This window comes from Aeromonas sp. 62-46 (assembly GCF_001898585.1).
GTDB classification, from domain to species: Bacteria; Pseudomonadota; Gammaproteobacteria; order Enterobacterales; family Aeromonadaceae; genus Aeromonas; species Aeromonas caviae.
This window is the reverse complement of the sequence record NZ_MKUI01000021.1, coordinates 1-18218: the sequence shown is the minus strand read 5'-3', so window position 1 is coordinate 18218 and position 18218 is coordinate 1. Positions and strand designations below refer to the sequence as shown.

Below are 18218 nucleotides of genomic sequence, written 5' to 3'. Positions count from 1 at the left end.
CGAAGTGCTTGGCCAGCACGTTGGTGATGGCGGCGGTCAGGGTGGTTTTACCGTGGTCAACGTGGCCGATGGTGCCGACGTTTACGTGCGGTTTATTACGCTCAAATTTTTCTTTAGACACGACGTAGTCCTTCTAGGTTAAACCCGCCTACCGTCGTAGGCGGGGAATCTTAAATTACTTGGATTTGCGCTCTTCGATCACGGCCTGGGCGACGTTGGTCGGGGCATCGTGATACTTGGCGAATTCCATGGCGTAGGAAGCACGACCCTGGGTAGCAGAACGCAGGGAGGTGGCGTAACCGAACATTTCGGCCAGCGGCACCAGCGCACGTACGATCTTGCCGGACGGGCCATCTTCCATGCCTTCGATCAGGCCGCGACGACGGTTCAGGTCACCGATCACGTCGCCCATGTAGTCTTCCGGAGTCTCGACTTCGACCTTCATGATCGGTTCGAGCAGTACCGGGTTGGCCTTCATGAAGCCAGCCTTGAACGCCAGAGAAGCAGCGATCTTGAACGCCAGTTCGGAAGAGTCGACATCGTGGTAGGAACCGAAGTGCAGACGCACACCCAGATCCATTACCGGATAGCCTGCCAGCGGGCCGGACTTCAGCTGCTCGCGGATACCCTTGTCAACACCCGGGATGAATTCGCCCGGAATCACGCCACCCTTGATGTCGTTGACGAATTCGTAGGCTTTGCCTTCTTCCAGCGGGTACATGTCGATAACGACGTGACCGTACTGACCACGACCACCGGACTGCTTGGCATGCTTGCCTTCGATGTCCTTGACGGTGTTGCGGATGGTTTCACGGTAGGCAACCTGCGGCTTACCTACGTTGGCTTCTACCTTGAACTCGCGACGCATACGGTCAACGATGATGTCCAGGTGCAGCTCACCCATACCGGCGATGATGGTTTGGCCAGATTCTTCGTCGGTCCATACGCGGAAGGACGGATCTTCCTGAGCCAGACGGCCCAGAGCCAGACCCATCTTCTCCTGGTCAGCCTTGGATTTCGGCTCAACGGCGATGGAGATTACCGGCTCCGGGAATTCCATACGCTCCAGGATGATCGGTGCGTTTTCGTCACACAGGGTGTCACCGGTGGTGACGTCCTTCAGGCCGATGGCAGCAGCGATGTCGCCTGCGCGAACTTCTTTGATCTCTTCACGCTTGTTGGCGTGCATCTGAACGATACGGCCAAAACGCTCGCGCTTCTCTTTAACGGAGTTCAGCACGGAGTCACCGGAGTTAACCACACCGGAGTAAACGCGGAAGAAGGTCAGGTTGCCCACGAACGGGTCGGTAGCAATCTTGAACGCCAGAGCAGAGAACGGCTCGTCATCGGAAGCGTGACGCTCGTCCTTGGTCTCGCCGTCCAGCTTCAGACCGTCGATAGCAGCAACGTCGGTCGGAGCCGGCAGGTACTCGACCACGGCATCCAGCATGGCCTGTACGCCCTTGTTCTTGAACGCGGAGCCACAGGTAACCAGGATGATTTCGTTGTTCAGAACACGCTGACGAAGAGCCTTCTTGATCTCTTCTTCAGTCAGTTCTTCACCACCCAGGTATTTTTCCATCAGGTCTTCAGACGCTTCAGCAGCGGCTTCAACCAGGTTCATGCGCATTTCTTGCGCCTGTTCCAGCAGCTCGGCAGGCACGTCTTCGTAGTCGAAGGAAACGCCCTGGTCAGCTTCGCTCCAGTTGATGGCTTTCATCTTGACCAGGTCGATAACACCCTTGAAGTTCTCTTCTGAACCGATGTTCAGTTGCAGCGGAACCGGGTTGCCTTTCAGACGGGTCTTGATGTGCTCAACGCAGCGCAGGAAGTTGGCACCGGTACGGTCCATCTTGTTGACGAACGCGATACGGGGAACCTTGTACTTGTTAGCCTGACGCCATACGGTCTCAGACTGGGGCTGTACGCCACCTACGGCACAGTACACCATCACGGCGCCATCCAGAACACGCATGGAACGCTCTACTTCGATAGTAAAGTCAACGTGGCCCGGGGTATCGATGATGTTGATACGGTGCGGTTGGAACTGTTTACCCATACCGGACCAGAAAGCGGTGGTCGCGGCGGAGGTGATGGTGATACCACGCTCTTGTTCCTGTTCCATCCAGTCCATGGTGGCGGCGCCATCGTGAACTTCACCGATTTTGTGACTTACACCGGTGTAAAACAGAACGCGCTCGGTAGTAGTAGTCTTACCGGCGTCGATGTGAGCGGAGATACCGATATTACGATAACGCTCAATGGGGGTTGTACGAGCCATTGTCATCCTCTTACTAGGGCGCTTGTCCCCAGATAATTAAAGGTGCGCAGAGTCAGAAGACCCTGCGCAAGCGGATTACCAGCGGAAGTGAGCGAAGGCCTTGTTCGCTTCAGCCATACGGTGAACGTCTTCACGTTTCTTGACAGACGAACCCTTATTGTCAGCGGCATCCAGCAGCTCGCCAGCCAAACGCTGAGCCATTGATTTTTCACCACGTTTACGAGCGGCATCAACCAACCAGCGCATTGCCAGAGCATTGCGACGTACCGGACGAACTTCTACCGGCACCTGATAGGTTGCACCACCGACGCGACGAGATTTAACCTCGACCGCCGGACGAATGTTGTCCAGAGCGACTTCGAACAGGGCCAGGTGCTCTTTGCCAGATTTGGTGGCAATGATGTCCAGGGCGCCATATACGATGGCTTCTGCAACAGATTTCTTACCGTCAACCATTACTACGTTGACAAATTTAGCCAGCAGCTCTGATCCGAACTTGGGATCCGGCAGGATTTTACGCTGACCAACAACACGACGTCTTGGCATTTCAAATTCTCCGTAACTTCAGGGGTTACCCAAAACTAGAAAGTTATCTAACTAGAAACGAATTAACGTTTGGCCTTACTTAACGGAGAACCATTAAGCTTTCGGACGCTTCACGCCGTACTTGGAGCGAGCCTGCTTACGGTCTTTAACACCGGCACAGTCCAACGCACCACGAACGGTGTGATAACGAACACCTGGCAAGTCTTTTACACGACCGCCACGGATCAGAACAACAGAGTGCTCTTGCAGGTTGTGACCTTCACCACCGATGTAGGAGGTGACTTCGAAGCCGTTGGTCAGACGTACACGGCATACTTTACGCAGTGCAGAGTTAGGCTTCTTCGGGGTGGTGGTGTATACACGGGTGCATACGCCACGCTTCTGAGGGCACGCTTCCAGCGCCGGCACGTTGCTTTTCACAACGAGCTTGATGCGTGGCTTGCGAACCAACTGGTTAATAGTTGCCATCAAAAGGCTCCTGATAATGACTTCATAAACGTGTGAAAAATCCTCCCCGCAGATACGGGGACGCGAAATTTTATGCCCTGTTGTCTGGGGAGTCAAGATTTATACAATTTGCACACCGAAATGGCAAATGACAGTCGAATGACATTATGCTAAGCAACTGAGATAAAAAGGAAAACCAAGTCTAACCGCCCCAGGTCTGCGGTGATCCGTGCTCGGCGATCAACCTGATCAAACCCGGCATATCGAGTTCCATCCCGATCCCGGATGACAAGCCTCTCGCTTGCAGGTCTTCCTTCATGACGTAAAGGGGGACGTCTGCCAAGCGCTCGCACCACCCGGGGGCAGCCGCCGCCATCACGGCATCCTGCATCAACACCACCAGATCCCCTTCCATGCGGTAACGCAACGCCAACTCGAGATCCTGGCTCATGAAGGGAGAGTTCAATATCAGCTGTATCACGGGCACCTCAGAAGCAGATGTGGGTGGTGAAACCCGCCCAGCTACGGCGAATTTCCGCAGGAGAGAGCGGAATAACTGGGATTAGCAGATCCGCCGCCGTCAGTCCTCGCTCAGCCAGTGACACCGCACAGACATAGACCTCCTCGATGTCATACAGCTCCAGCATCTTGAAGGTCGGGGCGTAGTGACGCTGCAATATGGCGTGTGGCGATTGCTCCCTCACCAGTTGCATCACGCCATCCCCCACCAGAAAGAGGGCCAGGGACTCCGTCAATGCAGAGGTGGCCAGCAGGGCATCCAGCCCCTCCCGACCACTCGCCGAACCATGGGGACCACGCCGTGAGATAAACGCTATTCTGGTCATCTTGTCCCCCTAGAACTGTACGAAGCGATCAGCGGTCAGTGCGGCTTCCGCCAACTGACCGAGCCCGCTCAGGCAGAATGGGGCTTCCAGATTGAAATGCTCCCGTCCCATTCCCTTGGCCTCCTGCTCATCCAGCACGCCACGGCGCATGGCCGCAGCCACACACACATCGATGCGGATGCCCTGCTGGATGGCCAACTCGCGCCACAACGCCACCAGGTCGGTCTCATCGCTGGCTGGCGCATGGAGGCCATTGGCATTGCACACCCCCTCCTGATAGAAGAAGAGGTGGGACAAGCGGTGTCCCTGCTCGACCAGACTCAGGGCAAAACGATAGGCCGTGCTGGCCGTCTGGGTGCCATAGGCGGGCCCGGTGACCAGCAGAGCAAAATTCAGACTCATGATCGCACTCCTGCACAGCGGTGCATCCATTCTACCTCACAGACGCAAAAGCCCCTCCTGGGAGGGGCTTTTCCAATGAAACAGGCTCAGACGTAGGCGATGGCTTCGACTTCGACCAGCACATCCTTGGGCAGACGAGCGACCTCCACGCAGGAACGTGCCGGAGCGGATTCGCCAAAGTAGCGGGCATACACCTGGTTGAAGGCCACGAAGTTGTTCATGTCACTCAGGAAGCAGGTGGTCTTCAGTACCTTGCTGGTATCGGCCCCTGCGGCTTTCAAGACTGCGACCAGATTCTTCATCACCTGCTCTGCCTGAGCCTCGATGCCACCGGCAACGATGTCCATGGTGGCCGGATCGAGCGGGATCTGCCCGGAGGTAAAGACCAGCTCACCCAGCTTGGTAGCCTGGACATAAGGGCCAATTGCGGCAGGCGCCTTGTCGGTTGCAATCACTTCTTTAGCCATTGTTATCTATCCCCTATCTATGGCGCTTACTCGCTCTCTTCTTCACCCTGCTTGCGCTGTCGGATGTAGAGATACACGGTATGTTTGGAAATATTCAGCTTGTCGGCGACCAGGTTGATCGAGTCCTTGATATCAAATATGCCCTTCTCGAACAACTGGGTCACGATAAAACGGTTCTTGGCATTGTTGGCCACGGAGGGATCACGATTGATCTCGTCGATGGTGTTGTCCACCGTCTGGGCAACCAGCTCTTCGACGCTGTTGGCGAAGGTCTCCGGTGATTGCCGCTCCACCTGCTGTGGCGTCGGGAAGAATTCGGCCACGAACTCGTGGAAAGGTGCATTGATGTGCAGGTTGATGCAGATAAGGCCGATCACCTGCTTGTCGCGGTTACGGATGGCGATGGTGCTCGACTTCATCAAGGCACCTGTCCGACTGCGGGCAAAATAACTCTGGGTGTGATCCTGACCCGTGCTCTCGATATCCTTGAGCATCCGCAGGGCGAGATCGGTGATCGGCGCCCCCAGAGTTCGACCCGTATTGAAACCATTCGCGATTTGGATCACGGACTCATGCAGATTTTCCAGGGAGTGGAGCACCACCTCGCAGTGCTTGCCGAACAGATCGGCCAGGCCTTCGATAAGGCCCCCATATGAACGCAACAGCTCCCTGTCTTCGTCTGTAAAAGCGCGACCGCTCAGTTGCTCTTCGGGAAGCAGTACTTCCTCGATACCGACAGCCATGTTCTACCCCTGTAATACCCATTCAACTTTCCCGAGTTTTCAGTTGCGACGGGGCAATGTCAACTTTTTTTGATTTTTTGCTCTATAACCTTGCACTGGATCATCCCCCTGCCCCAGCCAGGTGCACGCTGGGCGCCGGATGGGAAATAAAAAAAGGGCCCCTAGAAGGGGCCCTTTTCGATCACTGCAGCGGAAGATTACTCTTCGTCAAAACTGCCGGCTGCGTTGAGCAGATCCGCCAGGTTTTGCTGAGCTTCATCGGCAGTCACCTGCGGCACACCGACAGCACGGGCTGCGGCGGCACGCTGGTTGATGCGGCTGTGGTGGTAGGCAAAGCCGGTACCAGCCGGGATCAGACGACCCACGATCACGTTCTCTTTCAGGCCGCGCAGTTCATCACGCTTGCCACCAACGGCTGCTTCGGTCAGCACGCGGGTGGTCTCCTGGAAGGAAGCTGCGGAGATGAAGGACTCGGTGCTCAGAGATGCCTTGGTAATACCCATCAGGATATGACGGTAGGTAGCCGGGGTCTTGCCTTCGGCAACCAGTTTACGGTTGGCAATCTTCACACGGGCCACTTCAACCTGCTCACCTTCGATCAGGTCGGTGTCGCCAGCGCTCAGGATCTCGCACTTGCGAAGCATCTGACGCACGATGACTTCGATATGCTTGTCGTTGATCTTAACGCCTTGCAGACGGTAAACGTCCTGCACTTCGTTGGCGATGTAGTTGGCGACCGGGCTGATACCGCGCAGACGCAGGATGTCATGAGCAGACTCGGGACCGTCCGCCAGCACTTCACCCTTCTCAACTTTTTCACCTTCGAACACGTTGAGGTGACGCCATTTCGGAATCATCTCTTCATAGATCTCGCCACCATCGGTCGGGGTGATGACCAGACGACGTTTGCCCTTGGTCTCTTTCCCGAAGGAGATGGTACCGGAGATCTCGGCCAGGATGGCCGGCTCTTTCGGCTGACGTGCTTCGAACAGATCCGCAACGCGCGGCAGACCACCGGTGATGTCCTTGGTACCGCTGGACTCTTGCGGGATACGCGCAACCGCGTCACCCACGCCCACGTTGGCACCATCTTCCAGGTTCACGATCGCCTTGCCCGGCAGGAAGTACTGGGCGGGAACGTCGGTGCCCGGGATCATCACATCCTTGCCATTCAGGTCGACCAGTTTCACGGTCGGACGCATCTCTTTACCGGCGCTCGGACGCTCGTTGACATCCAGTACGACGATGGAAGAGAGGCCGGTCAGCTCGTCGGTCTGACGAGTGATGGTCACACCGTCGATCATGTGTTCGAAGTGCAGACGACCCGCCACTTCGGTGATGATCGGGTGGGTGTGCGGGTCCCAGTTCGCGACGGTATCACCGGCGTTCACCGCTTCGCCATCCTTCACTTCCAGCACGGAACCGTAAGGCAGCTTGTGGCTTTCCTTGGTACGGCCCATCTCGTCCATGATGGTCAGCTCGGTAGAACGGGAGGTAATAACCAGCTTGTCAGAGTTGTTCAGAACGAACTTGGCGTTCTGCAACTTGATGCTACCGGTGTTCTTCACCTGGATGCTGCTCTCGGCAGCCGCTCGGGATGCGGCACCACCGATGTGGAAGGTACGCATCGTCAGCTGGGTACCCGGTTCACCGATGGACTGGGCGGCGATAACACCGACAGCCTCACCCTTGTTAACCAGGTGACCACGGGCCAGATCACGGCCGTAGCAGTGAGCACAGTTACCGAAGTCGGTCTCACAGGTAATGGCAGAACGTACCTTCACACGGTCGACGGAGTTGCGCTCCAGCAGGTCACACAGCTGCTCGTCGAGCAGGGTGTTGCGTGCTACCAGCACTTCATCCTCGGTACCCGGCTTGATCACGTCTTCGGCCACCACACGACCCAGCACACGCTCACGCAGCGGCTCGACCACGTCGCCACCCTCGATCAGCGGAGTCATCCACAGACCGTCGGTAGTGCCGCAATCGTCCTCGGTGATCACCATGTCCTGGGCCACGTCAACCAGACGACGGGTCAGGTAACCGGAGTTCGCTGTCTTCAGTGCGGTATCCGCCAGACCTTTACGAGCACCGTGAGTGGAGATGAAGTACTGCAGTACGTTCAGACCTTCACGGAAGTTCGCCACGATCGGCGTTTCGATGATGGAGCCATCCGGCTTCGCCATCAGGCCACGCATACCGGCCAGCTGACGGATCTGGGCGGCGGAACCCCGCGCACCAGAGTCGGCCATCATGAAGATGCTGTTGAAGGAGGCTTGCTCTTCCTCATCGCCCAGGGAGTTGACGTTACGCTCCTTGGAAAGGTTGTCCATCATGGCCTTGGAGACACGATCGTTCGCGCTGGCCCAGATATCGATAACCTTGTTGTAACGTTCGCCCGCGGTCACCAGACCGGACAGGAACTGGTCCTGGATCTCGGCGACTTCGGCTTCTGCAGCAGCGATGATGTCTTTCTTGGCATCCGGGATGACCATGTCATCGATACCAACAGAGGCACCGGACAGGGCCGCGTAGTGGAAACCGGTATACATCAGCTGGTCAGCGAAGATGACGGTATCCTTCAGGCCCTGCTTGCGATAGCAGGTGTTCAGCAGACGGGAAATGAGCTTTTTGCCCAGCGCCTTGTTGGAGACGCACTTGATCCAGTTCTGCGGGTTGGCGTCCAGGTCAGCCTGCTCTGCAGCAGTCAGTACCTTCGGCTCGTCGATCAGAGCGTATTCCATGCCTTTGGGCAGGATCAGGCTCAGGATCGCACGACCAACGGTGGTATTCTTCATCTCGGTCTTGGCAACCAGCTCACCGGCTTCGTTCTTCACGTACTCGGTGATGCGGCACTTGACGCGAGCATGCAGGTCGGCCAGACCGGCACGGTAGACCTTCTCGGCCTCTTTCGGGCCGGACAGCACCATACCTTCGCCCTTGGCGTTGATACGGGCACGGGTCATGTAGTACAGACCCAAGACCACGTCCTGGGAAGGAACGATGATCGGCTCACCGGAGGCAGGCGACAGGATGTTGTTGGTGGACATCATCAGGGCACGCGCTTCCAGCTGGGCTTCCAGGGTCAGCGGTACGTGGACCGCCATCTGGTCACCGTCGAAGTCCGCGTTATAGGCGGCACAGACGAGCGGGTGCAGCTGGATGGCCTTGCCTTCGATCAGGGTCGGTTCAAACGCCTGGATACCCAGACGGTGCAGGGTCGGCGCACGGTTCAGCAGAACCGGGTGTTCGCGGATCACTTCGTCCAGGATGTCCCAAACGACGGCTTCCTCGCGCTCCACCATCTTCTTGGCGGCCTTGATGGTGGTCGCCAGACCGCGGGATTCCAGCTTGCCGTAGATGAAGGGCTTGAACAGCTCAAGTGCCATCTTCTTCGGCAGACCGCATTGATGCAGACGCAGGGTCGGACCTACGGTGATAACGGAACGACCAGAGTAGTCGACACGCTTACCCAGCAGGTTCTGACGGAAACGACCTTGCTTACCCTTGATCATGTCGGCCAGGGATTTCAGCGGGCGCTTGTTGGAACCGGTGATGGCACGACCACGACGGCCGTTGTCCAGCAGGGCATCCACGGACTCTTGCAGCATGCGCTTTTCGTTGCGCACGATGATGTCCGGCGCAGCCAGATCCAGCAGACGCTTCAAGCGGTTGTTACGGTTGATCACGCGACGGTACAGATCGTTCAGATCGGAGGTCGCGAAACGACCGCCGTCCAGCGGTACCAGCGGACGCAGGTCCGGCGGCAGCACGGGCAGCACTGTCATGATCATCCACTCCGGCTTGTTGCCGGATTGCAGGAAGGCTTCCATCAGCTTCAGACGCTTGGTGGTCTTCTTGCGCTTGGTCTCGGAGTTGGTCTGATCCAGCTCCTCACGCATGGCTTTGACTTCGCCTTCCAGATCGATGGCGCGCAGCAGAGCCAGAATGGCCTCGGCACCCATCTTGGCGTCGAATTCGTCGCCCCACTCTTCCAGTGCGTCCAGATAGTTCTCTTCGGAGAGCATCTGGCTGCGCTCGAGGTTGGTCATGCCGGGTTCGATCACTACATAGGATTCGAAATACAGCACGCGCTCGATGTCACGCAGGGTCATGTCCAGCAGCAGACCGATACGGGACGGCAGGGACTTCAGGAACCAGATGTGGGCAGTCGGGCTGGCCAGCTCGATGTGGCCCATGCGCTCACGACGGACCTTGGTCTGGGTCACTTCTACACCGCACTTCTCGCAGATCACACCACGGTGTTTCAGGCGCTTGTACTTGCCGCACAGACACTCGTAGTCCTTCACCGGTCCGAAGATACGGGCGCAGAACAGACCATCACGCTCCGGCTTGAAAGTCCGGTAGTTGATGGTCTCAGGCTTTTTGACCTCACCGAATGACCAGGAGCGGATCATGTCAGGAGAGGCCAGACCGATCTTGATACTGTCAAACTCTTCGGTCTTGGTCTGAGCCTTCAAAAACTTGAGTAAGTCTTTCACGTGTTTCCCCTGTCAGGAGTCTAACCTCGGCGCCCCGGCTGCCGAAACAGCGGGGCGCCCACGTCAATTCTCGAACAATAAGAGCGAGCTCTTACTCTTCGTCCAGCTCGATGTTGATACCCAGAGAGCGGATTTCCTTCAGCAATACGTTGAAGGATTCGGGCATGCCCGGCTCCATACGGTGGTCGCCATCCACGATGTTTTTGTACATCTTGGTACGGCCGTTCACATCGTCAGACTTGACGGTCAGCATTTCCTGCAGGGTATATGCCGCACCGTAAGCCTCCAGGGCCCACACTTCCATCTCACCGAACCGCTGACCACCGAACTGCGCCTTACCACCCAGCGGCTGCTGGGTAACCAGGCTGTAGGAACCGGTAGAACGCGCGTGCATCTTGTCGTCTACCAGGTGGTTCAGCTTCAGCATGTACATGTAACCCACGGTAACCTTGCGCTCGAAGGCGTTACCGGTACGACCGTCGAACAGGGAGATCTGACCGGATTCCGGCAGATCGGCCAGCTTCAGCAAGGCTTTGATTTCGCGCTCTTTGGCACCATCAAAGACAGGTGTAGCCACCGGCAGACCCTTACGCAGGTTACCCACCAGGGTACGCACGTCGTCGTCAGACAGCTCGGCAATGTTCACTTGCTGGGAGTCCTTCTCGCCCAGGTCATAGACCTGTTGCAGGAACTCGCGCATCTCGTGCAGCTCGCGCTGTTCTTTGATCATGCGGTCGATCTTCTCGCCGATGCCCTTGGCCGCGAGGCCCAGGTGCACTTCGAGGATCTGACCGATGTTCATACGAGACGGTACACCCAGCGGGTTCAGTACGATGTCGACCGGACGGCCGTACTCGTCATGGGGCATATCCTCGACCGGACAGATCTTGGAGATAACACCCTTGTTACCGTGACGGCCCGCCATCTTGTCACCCGGCTGGATGCGACGCTTGACGGCCAGATAGACCTTGACGATCTTCAGTACGCCCGGCGCCAGGTCATCGCCCTGGATGATCTTGCGACGCTTGTTCTCGAATTTCTTGTCGAACTCGGCCTTCAGCTCAACGTGCTGTTCAGCGATCTGCTCCAGCTCGATTTGCTTGGCTTCATCTTCGATGGCCAGCTCAAACCACTTGGAACGATCGAGCTTGTTCAGACGATCTTCGCTGTAACCGGCGGCCAGCAGCAGGTTGCGGGAACGGCCGAAAATGCCGTCTTCCAGGATCTTGAACTCTTCGGTCAAGTCCTTCTTCGCTTCCTTCAACTGCATCTCTTCGATTTCTTTGGCGCGCTTGTCTTTTTCCACGCCATCGCGGGTAAAGACCTGCACGTCAACCACGGTACCGTACACACCGTTCGGTACACGCAGGGAAGAGTCCTTCACGTCGGACGCCTTCTCACCGAAGATGGCGCGCAGCAGCTTCTCTTCCGGAGTCAGCTGGGTTTCACCTTTCGGAGTCACCTTACCGACCAGAATGTCGCCACCCTTCACTTCGGCACCCACGTAGACGATACCGGACTCGTCCAGCTTGGACAGAGCGGCTTCACCCACGTTCGGGATGTCAGCAGTGATCTCTTCCGGACCCAGCTTGGTGTCACGGGAGATACAGGCCAGTTCCTGGATGTGAATGGTGGTCAGGCGATCTTCCTGAACAACACGCTCGTTCACCAGGATCGAGTCTTCGAAGTTGTAACCGTTCCACGGCATGAACGCGACGCGCAGGTTCTGACCCAGCGCCAGTTCACCAAGATCGGTGGACGGGCCGTCAGCCAGCACGTCGCCCGCCATCACCGGCTCACCCAACATCACGCACGGACGCTGGTTGATACAGGTGTTCTGGTTGGAACGGGTGTATTTGGTCAGGCTGTAGATGTCGATGCCGGCTTCGCCAGGCAGCAGCTCATCTTCGTTGACCTTGATAACGATACGGGAGGCATCGACGTAGTCGATCATACCGCCACGCTTGGCCACTACGGTCACACCGGAGTCAACGGCCACTGCGCGTTCCATACCGGTACCTACCAGCGGCTTGTCAGCGCGCAGGGTCGGTACAGCCTGACGTTGCATGTTTGAACCCATCAATGCGCGGTTCGCGTCATCGTGTTCCAGGAACGGGATCAGGGCCGCTGCCACAGAGACGATCTGCTGCGGGCTCACGTCCATGTACTGGATCTGGTCGGCGTTCATAAAGGTGGATTCACCTTTGTGACGGCACGGGATCAATTCATCTTTCAGACGGCCATCTTCGGTGGTCGCGGCGTTGGCCTGTGCGATCACGTACTTGCCTTCTTCAATCGCAGACAGGTAATCCACTTCGTCGGTGATCACACCGTCGATCACCTTGCGGTACGGGGTCTCGAGGAAACCGTACTCGTTGGTGCGGGAATACACGGACAGCGAGTTGATCAGACCGATGTTCGGACCTTCCGGCGTTTCGATGGGGCACAGACGACCGTAGTGGGTCGGGTGTACGTCTCGAACTTCGAAACCGGCACGCTCACGGGTCAGACCGCCCGGGCCCAGCGCGGAGATACGGCGCTTGTGGGTCACTTCGGACAGCGGGTTGTTCTGGTCCATGAACTGGGACAGCTGGCTGGAACCGAAGAACTCTTTGACCGCGGCGGAGATCGGCTTGGCGTTGATCAGATCCTGCGGCATCAGGGTGTCCAGATCGCCCAGAGACAGGCGCTCCTTCACCGCACGCTCGACACGGACCAGACCGACACGGAACTGGTTCTCGGCCATTTCACCGACGGAACGAATACGACGGTTACCCAGGTGGTCGATATCGTCCACTTCGTCGTTACCGTTACGGATGTCGATCAGGCGCTTCATGACCTCGACGATATCGTCTTTGGTCAGCACGCCAACGCCGGTCTCGTCTTCACGACCCAGACGGCGGTTGAACTTCATCCGACCTACGGTAGACAGGTCGTAACGCTCGGAAGAGAAGAACAGGTTCTCGAACAGCTGCTCGGCCGCTTCACGAGTGGGCGGCTCGCCCGGACGCATCATGCGATAGATCTCGACCAGGGCTTCCAGGCGGCTGGAGCTGGAGTCGATACGCAGGGTCTCGGACATGTAGGCACCGTGATCCAGTTCGTTGGTGAACAGAACCTCGAAGTGCTTGAAGCCGGCTTGGGACAGGTTGGCAACCGCTTCCAGGCTCAGCGCCTGGTTGGCAGTGACAACCATCTCACCAGTCTGCGGGTGCGCGTAGTTCTTGGCTGCAACTTTGCCAACAACATACTCTACCGGCACCTCGATCTGGGTGATGCCGTCTTTTTCCAGCTGACGGATGTGACGGGCAGTGACACGACGACCGGTTTCAACCACCACGGCGCCATTGGCAATGATGTCGAAGGTCGCGGTCTCGCCACGCAGGCGCTCGGGCACCAGATCCATCATCAACTTGCCATCCTTGACCTCGAAACCGATGGTCTCGAAGAAGGTGGCCAGGATTTCTTCGGAACTGAAGTCCAGGGCGCGCAGAATAATGGAGGCCGGCAGTTTGCGACGACGGTCGATACGGACAAACAGGTTGTCTTTCGCATCGAACTCGAAGTCCAGCCAGGAGCCACGGTAGGGGATAACGCGGGCGTTATACAGTACCTTACCGGATGAATGTGTTTTGCCTTTATCGTGGTCGAAGAAGACGCCCGGGCTGCGGTGCAGCTGGGAGACGATAACCCGTTCGGTACCATTGATGACAAAGGTGCCGTTCTCGGTCATGAGCGGAATCTCGCCCATGTATACTTCTTGTTCCTTGATATCTTTGACGGTGCCGGCAGCTGCTTCACGGTCGTACAGAACCATACGAAGCTTGACACGCAGCGGCGCGGAGTAGGTCACTCCACGGATCTGGCATTCTTTTACGTCAAATACCGGCTCACCCAGGCGATAGCTGACATACTGAAGCTCAGCACTACCGGAGTAACTGGTGATCGGGAAAACGCTACGGAAAGCGGCCTCTAGGCCATATTCACCTTCCGGGTCGGCCTCGATGAACTGCTTGAAGGAGTCCAGCTGAATGGACAACAGATAAGGCGTGTCCAGTACCTGGTCTCGCTTACCGAAGTCCTTACGAATGCGTTTTTTTTCGGTATAAGAGTAAACCATAGGGTTCCTCAGCTCGCTGATAAGTGACCCACTCTGTCCCGCGGGACAGCTCTGTCTCAACACCGTTTTGTGTTGGCCCGGACGATGAAGCGGTCCGGATTGCTGGTGCACCGAGAGTCGTAAACGGTGTGAAATGCTCTCAGTCTACAGCGCAAAAAGGCTGGTGAACAAACATTCACCAGCCCTAGCCTGTTTTATCAGGCTAATCTACATAAATGCAGATTATTTGATCTCAACAGAAGCACCGGCAGCTTCCAGCTCTTTCTTCAGAGCTTCAGCTTCGTCCTTGGACACGGCTTCTTTCAGATTGGTCGGAGCAGCTTCTACCAGGTCCTTGGCTTCTTTCAGGCCCAGACCGGTAGCGCCACGAACGGCCTTGATGACGGCAACTTTGTTGGCGCCAGCAGCAGTCAGAACTACGTCGAACTCGGTCTTCTCTTCTACTGCTTCAGCAGCAGCCGGGCCGGCCATGACGGCAGCAGCGGCAGAAACACCGAACTTCTCTTCCATAGCTTCGATCAGCTCAACAACTTCCATTACGGACATGGAAGCAACGGCTTCGATGATTTGGTCTTTAGTGATAGACATGACAAAAATTCCTGATGTTGAATAAACTCAAACAGCCTAGATAGGCGAGAATCAAGCAGCAGCTTGTTTCTGGTCGCGAACAGCAGCGATAGTACGAACCAGCTTGCCAGCAGAGGCTTCCTTCATGGTAGCCATCAACTTCGCAATTGCTTCTTCGTAAGTCGGCAGCGTGGCCAGACGATCAATTTGTGCTGCGGCGATAAACTCACCGTTAAAAGCGCCAGCCTTGATTTCGAACTTTTGGTTCGCTTTGGCAAACTCTTTGAACAGACGAGCGGCAGCGCCCGGGTGTTCGTTAGAGAAAGCAATCAAGGTAGGACCGGTAAATGCGTCGTTCAGGCACTCGTATTCGGTACCTTCTACCGCGCGACGCAGCAGGGTGTTACGCACAACGCGCATGTACACACCAGCTTCACGAGCGGTCTTACGCAGGACGGTCATCTTGTCTACAGTGACGCCGCGAGAATCGGCTACAACTGCAGAAAGAGCGCCTTTGGCAGCTTCGTTGACTTCAGCAACAATTGCCTTTTTGTCTTCGAGTCCCAATGCCATTGGCTTAACTCCTGGATTGAATCCGGGTCTGTTGACCCAGTACTGACACATCCCCCCTACCTTTACAACAGAGGGGAACGATGCGGTAGCAGGATTCCAGAAGAGAAAGAATCTTTCTCGCTGGGTTTCCGGCACCGTCTACGCAGGAAGAATTAAGGCTTTGCGGCCTCCTGCGGTCTTGGACGGAGGTCGAAACCCCCAACCAATCAAGGCGCAAAATTATAGATTAAATTTTGCGCCTTGTAAAACCCATCAATTAGGCCTGAGCTTCCAGGGAAGCTTGGTCTACGGCAACACCGGCACCCATGGTGGTGGAGATGCTGACTTTCTTGATGAATACACCCTTGGCGGAGGACGGCTTGGCCTTCTTCAAGGCAACCAGCAGCGCTTCCAGGTTTTCTTTCAGCTGAACTTCGTTGAAAGAGACCTTGCCCAGAGTGGTATGAATGATACCGTTCTTATCGTTACGGTAACGAACCTGACCAGCCTTGGCGTTCTTGACGGCTTCGGCTACGTTCGGAGTGACGGTACCCACTTTCGGGTTAGGCATCAGACCGCGCGGGCCCAGGATTTGACCCAGTTGACCAACAACACGCATGGCATCCGGGGATGCGATGACGACGTCGAAGTTCATCTCGCCTTTCTTGACCAGCTCGGCCAGGTCGTCCATACCAACCAGTTCAGCACCGGCAGCCTTGGCGGCTTCGGCATTGGCACCCTGGGTGAACACGGCGACACGGATGTCACGACCGGTACCGTGAGGCAGTACAGTTGCACCACGTACGTTCTGGTCGGATTTACGAGCATCGATACCCAGGTTAACGGCAACGTCAACGCTTTCAACGAACTTGGCGGTAGCCAGTTCTTTCAGCAGGGCAATGGCTTCGTTGATGGAGTACTCTTTGGTACCGTCAACTTTTTCGCGAATAACGCGCATACGCTTGGACAGTTTAGCCATTGTCTTACTCCTCCACTACCAGGCCCATGGAACGAGCGGAACCGGCGATGCAACGTACTTTTGCATCCAGATCGGCACCAGTCATATCCGGCTCTTTGGTCTTGGCGATTTCTTGCAGCTGAGCCACAGTCACCTTACCAACCTTGTCTTTGTTCGGCTTGGCGGAACCAGACTGGATACCAGCGGCTTTCTTCAGCAGGAAGGAAGCGGGCGGAGTCTTGGTTTCGAAGGTGAAGGAACGGTCGCTGTAAACGGTGATCACGACCGGAGTCGGAGAACCTTTTTCCAGCTTTTCTGTACGGGCGTTGAATGCCTTACAGAATTCCATGATGTTCACACCGTGCTGACCCAGAGCAGGACCAACGGGAGGGCTGGGGTTAGCACTGCCAGCCTTAACTTGCAGCTTGATATAAGCTGTGACTTTCTTAGCCATTACAAAAATACCTCAAAAATGGGTTCTAACGCCTCGGAGACATGCTCCTGCAAACGGCTCCCCAACAAATAAAGGGGCAGCGAATTATAGAGATAATCGCTGCCCCTGACAACCGTTAAACGTACAGAGATTAATCAGCCTTTTTCGACCTGACCAAAATCCAGTTCTACCGGCGTTGAGCGGCCGAAGATCAGTACGGAGACCTTCACGCGGCTCTTTTCGTAGTCCACCTCTTCAACGGTACCGTTGAAGTCGGCGAACGGACCATCGGCAACCCGGACCATCTCACCCGGTTCAAACAGGGTTTTCGGACGCGGCTTGTCGTGGGCATCTTGCAGACGATTGAGGATAGCATCCGCTTCCTTATCGGAGATAGGAGCAGGGCGATCGGAGGTACCGCCGATGAAACCCATTACACGTGGTACATTGCGTACCAGGTGCCATGTGGTTTCATCCATCACCATCTGGACCAGGACGTATCCCGGGAAAAATTTGCGCTCACTCTTGCGCTTCTGGCCAGCACGCATCTCGACCACTTCTTCAGTCGGGACCAGCACTTCACCAAACAGCTCTTCCATGCCATGCATCTTGATATGTTCACGCAGGGATTTGGCAACACGGCCTTCGTAGCCGGAAAATGCCTGCACGACATACCATCTCATACGCTGTTCACGTTGTTCAGTCATGGCTTATCCTTACACACCGGTAATCAGGTTGACCAACCAGACCAAGGCGCCGTCCAACACGAACAGCAGCAGCCCCATCACGGCAGTCACCGCCAGCACAATCAGGGTTGTCTGAATGGCTTCCTGACGGGTCGGCCATACGACCTTGCGGACTTCCAGGCGAGACTCACGGGCAAACGCCAGTGTTGCCTTGCCCTTGGTGGTTTGCAGGGCCACTGCACCGGCAGCGGCGATGACAACGACCACACCCAGGGCGCGGACAGCAGCAATAACGTCGCTCAGCAGGTAATTGCCCACTACAGCGGCCGCCAGGATGATGAAAACCAGGCCCCAAAGCAGGGTATCCTTGCTTCCGCCCTGACCCTCAGAACTAACACTCATACAACCCACCTGTATCTGACGTAACCAAAGACACAAAAGCCCCGTACGAGACGAGGTATATGGCAGGGGCGGCAGGACTCGAACCCGCAACCATCGGTTTTGGAGACCGCTGTTCTACCAATTCGAACTACGCCCCTGCATAAGAAAGCCCCTATTATAGGGGCTTTGCTTTATTTATGTAAGCCAAGATTAAGCGATAACTTTGGCTACAACACCAGCACCTACGGTACGGCCACCTTCACGGATGGCGAAACGCAGGCCGTCGTC

18 protein-coding genes and 1 tRNA gene are annotated in these 18218 nt (G+C 56.3%); all 19 read right to left on the bottom strand.

Translation table 11 applies throughout. The annotated features are described in order from the left end of the window. Window positions 1-121 (bottom strand): GTP-binding protein (locus BGO64_RS07540; RefSeq protein WP_286700408.1); only part of this gene is annotated, 121 nt, incomplete at its 3' end. 54 nt (window positions 122-175) lie between these two features. Next, window positions 176-2281, bottom strand: a complete 2106-nt coding sequence (gene fusA / locus BGO64_RS07535) for an elongation factor G (RefSeq protein WP_043762518.1) — start codon at window positions 2279-2281, stop codon at window positions 176-178. Between the two features lie 75 nt (window positions 2282-2356). Then, window positions 2357-2827 (bottom strand): 30S ribosomal protein S7, encoded by a 471-nt coding sequence (rpsG, locus tag BGO64_RS07530; RefSeq protein ID WP_010675949.1) that lies wholly within the window; start codon window positions 2825-2827, stop codon window positions 2357-2359. Between the two features lie 93 nt (window positions 2828-2920). Beyond that, window positions 2921-3295 (bottom strand): 30S ribosomal protein S12, encoded by a 375-nt coding sequence (gene rpsL, locus BGO64_RS07525; protein ID WP_005306278.1) that lies wholly within the window; start codon window positions 3293-3295, stop codon window positions 2921-2923. Between the two features lie 181 nt (window positions 3296-3476). After that, the gene (gene tusB, locus BGO64_RS07520) at window positions 3477-3755 is read right to left on the bottom strand and encodes a sulfurtransferase complex subunit TusB (protein WP_043153905.1); all 279 of its coding nucleotides are present in this window, start codon (window positions 3753-3755) and stop codon (window positions 3477-3479) included. A 7-nt stretch (window positions 3756-3762) separates the two neighbouring features. Then, on the bottom strand, window positions 3763-4119 hold the full coding sequence (tusC, locus tag BGO64_RS07515; RefSeq protein ID WP_041214281.1) for a sulfurtransferase complex subunit TusC: 357 nt from the start codon (window positions 4117-4119) through the stop codon (window positions 3763-3765). A gap of 9 nt (window positions 4120-4128) precedes the next feature. After that, on the bottom strand, window positions 4129-4521 hold the full coding sequence (tusD, locus tag BGO64_RS07510) for a sulfurtransferase complex subunit TusD (protein WP_010675952.1): 393 nt from the start codon (window positions 4519-4521) through the stop codon (window positions 4129-4131). 86 nt (window positions 4522-4607) lie between these two features. Continuing rightward, a complete protein-coding gene (locus tag BGO64_RS07505; protein ID WP_010675953.1) occupies window positions 4608-4988 on the bottom strand; it encodes a RidA family protein in 381 nt (126 codons plus the stop codon). 26 nt (window positions 4989-5014) lie between these two features. Further along, the gene (locus BGO64_RS07500) at window positions 5015-5731 is read right to left on the bottom strand and encodes a helix-turn-helix transcriptional regulator (protein ID WP_010675954.1); all 717 of its coding nucleotides are present in this window, start codon (window positions 5729-5731) and stop codon (window positions 5015-5017) included. A 197-nt stretch (window positions 5732-5928) separates the two neighbouring features. Then, window positions 5929-10233, bottom strand: coding sequence for a DNA-directed RNA polymerase subunit beta' (gene rpoC / locus BGO64_RS07495; protein WP_010675955.1), 4305 nt, complete (start codon window positions 10231-10233; stop codon window positions 5929-5931). Between the two features lie 91 nt (window positions 10234-10324). Next, on the bottom strand, window positions 10325-14353 hold the full coding sequence (gene rpoB / locus BGO64_RS07490; RefSeq protein WP_010675956.1) for a DNA-directed RNA polymerase subunit beta: 4029 nt from the start codon (window positions 14351-14353) through the stop codon (window positions 10325-10327). A 222-nt stretch (window positions 14354-14575) separates the two neighbouring features. Continuing rightward, entirely contained in the window at window positions 14576-14941 is a 366-nt protein-coding gene (gene rplL, locus BGO64_RS07485) for a 50S ribosomal protein L7/L12 (protein ID WP_010675957.1), read from the bottom strand. Window positions 14942-14992: 51 nt separating this feature from the next. After that, complete coding sequence (gene rplJ, locus BGO64_RS07480) at window positions 14993-15493, bottom strand: 50S ribosomal protein L10 (RefSeq protein WP_005339895.1); 501 nt, start codon at window positions 15491-15493, stop codon at window positions 14993-14995. Between the two features lie 256 nt (window positions 15494-15749). Beyond that, on the bottom strand, window positions 15750-16451 hold the full coding sequence (gene rplA / locus BGO64_RS07475) for a 50S ribosomal protein L1 (protein WP_010675958.1): 702 nt from the start codon (window positions 16449-16451) through the stop codon (window positions 15750-15752). 4 nt (window positions 16452-16455) lie between these two features. Next, window positions 16456-16884 (bottom strand): 50S ribosomal protein L11, encoded by a 429-nt coding sequence (gene rplK / locus BGO64_RS07470; protein ID WP_005306313.1) that lies wholly within the window; start codon window positions 16882-16884, stop codon window positions 16456-16458. A gap of 134 nt (window positions 16885-17018) precedes the next feature. Continuing rightward, on the bottom strand, window positions 17019-17570 hold the full coding sequence (nusG, locus tag BGO64_RS07465) for a transcription termination/antitermination protein NusG (protein WP_010675959.1): 552 nt from the start codon (window positions 17568-17570) through the stop codon (window positions 17019-17021). Between the two features lie 9 nt (window positions 17571-17579). Continuing rightward, the gene (secE, locus tag BGO64_RS07460; RefSeq protein WP_010675960.1) at window positions 17580-17951 is read right to left on the bottom strand and encodes a preprotein translocase subunit SecE; all 372 of its coding nucleotides are present in this window, start codon (window positions 17949-17951) and stop codon (window positions 17580-17582) included. 60 nt (window positions 17952-18011) lie between these two features. Then, window positions 18012-18088: transfer RNA gene (locus BGO64_RS07455), tRNA-Trp, on the bottom strand. 52 nt (window positions 18089-18140) lie between these two features. Then, window positions 18141-18218, bottom strand: a 78-nt coding sequence (locus BGO64_RS07450; RefSeq protein WP_286700407.1) for an EF-Tu C-terminal domain-related protein, incomplete at its 5' end; no start/stop codon positions are given.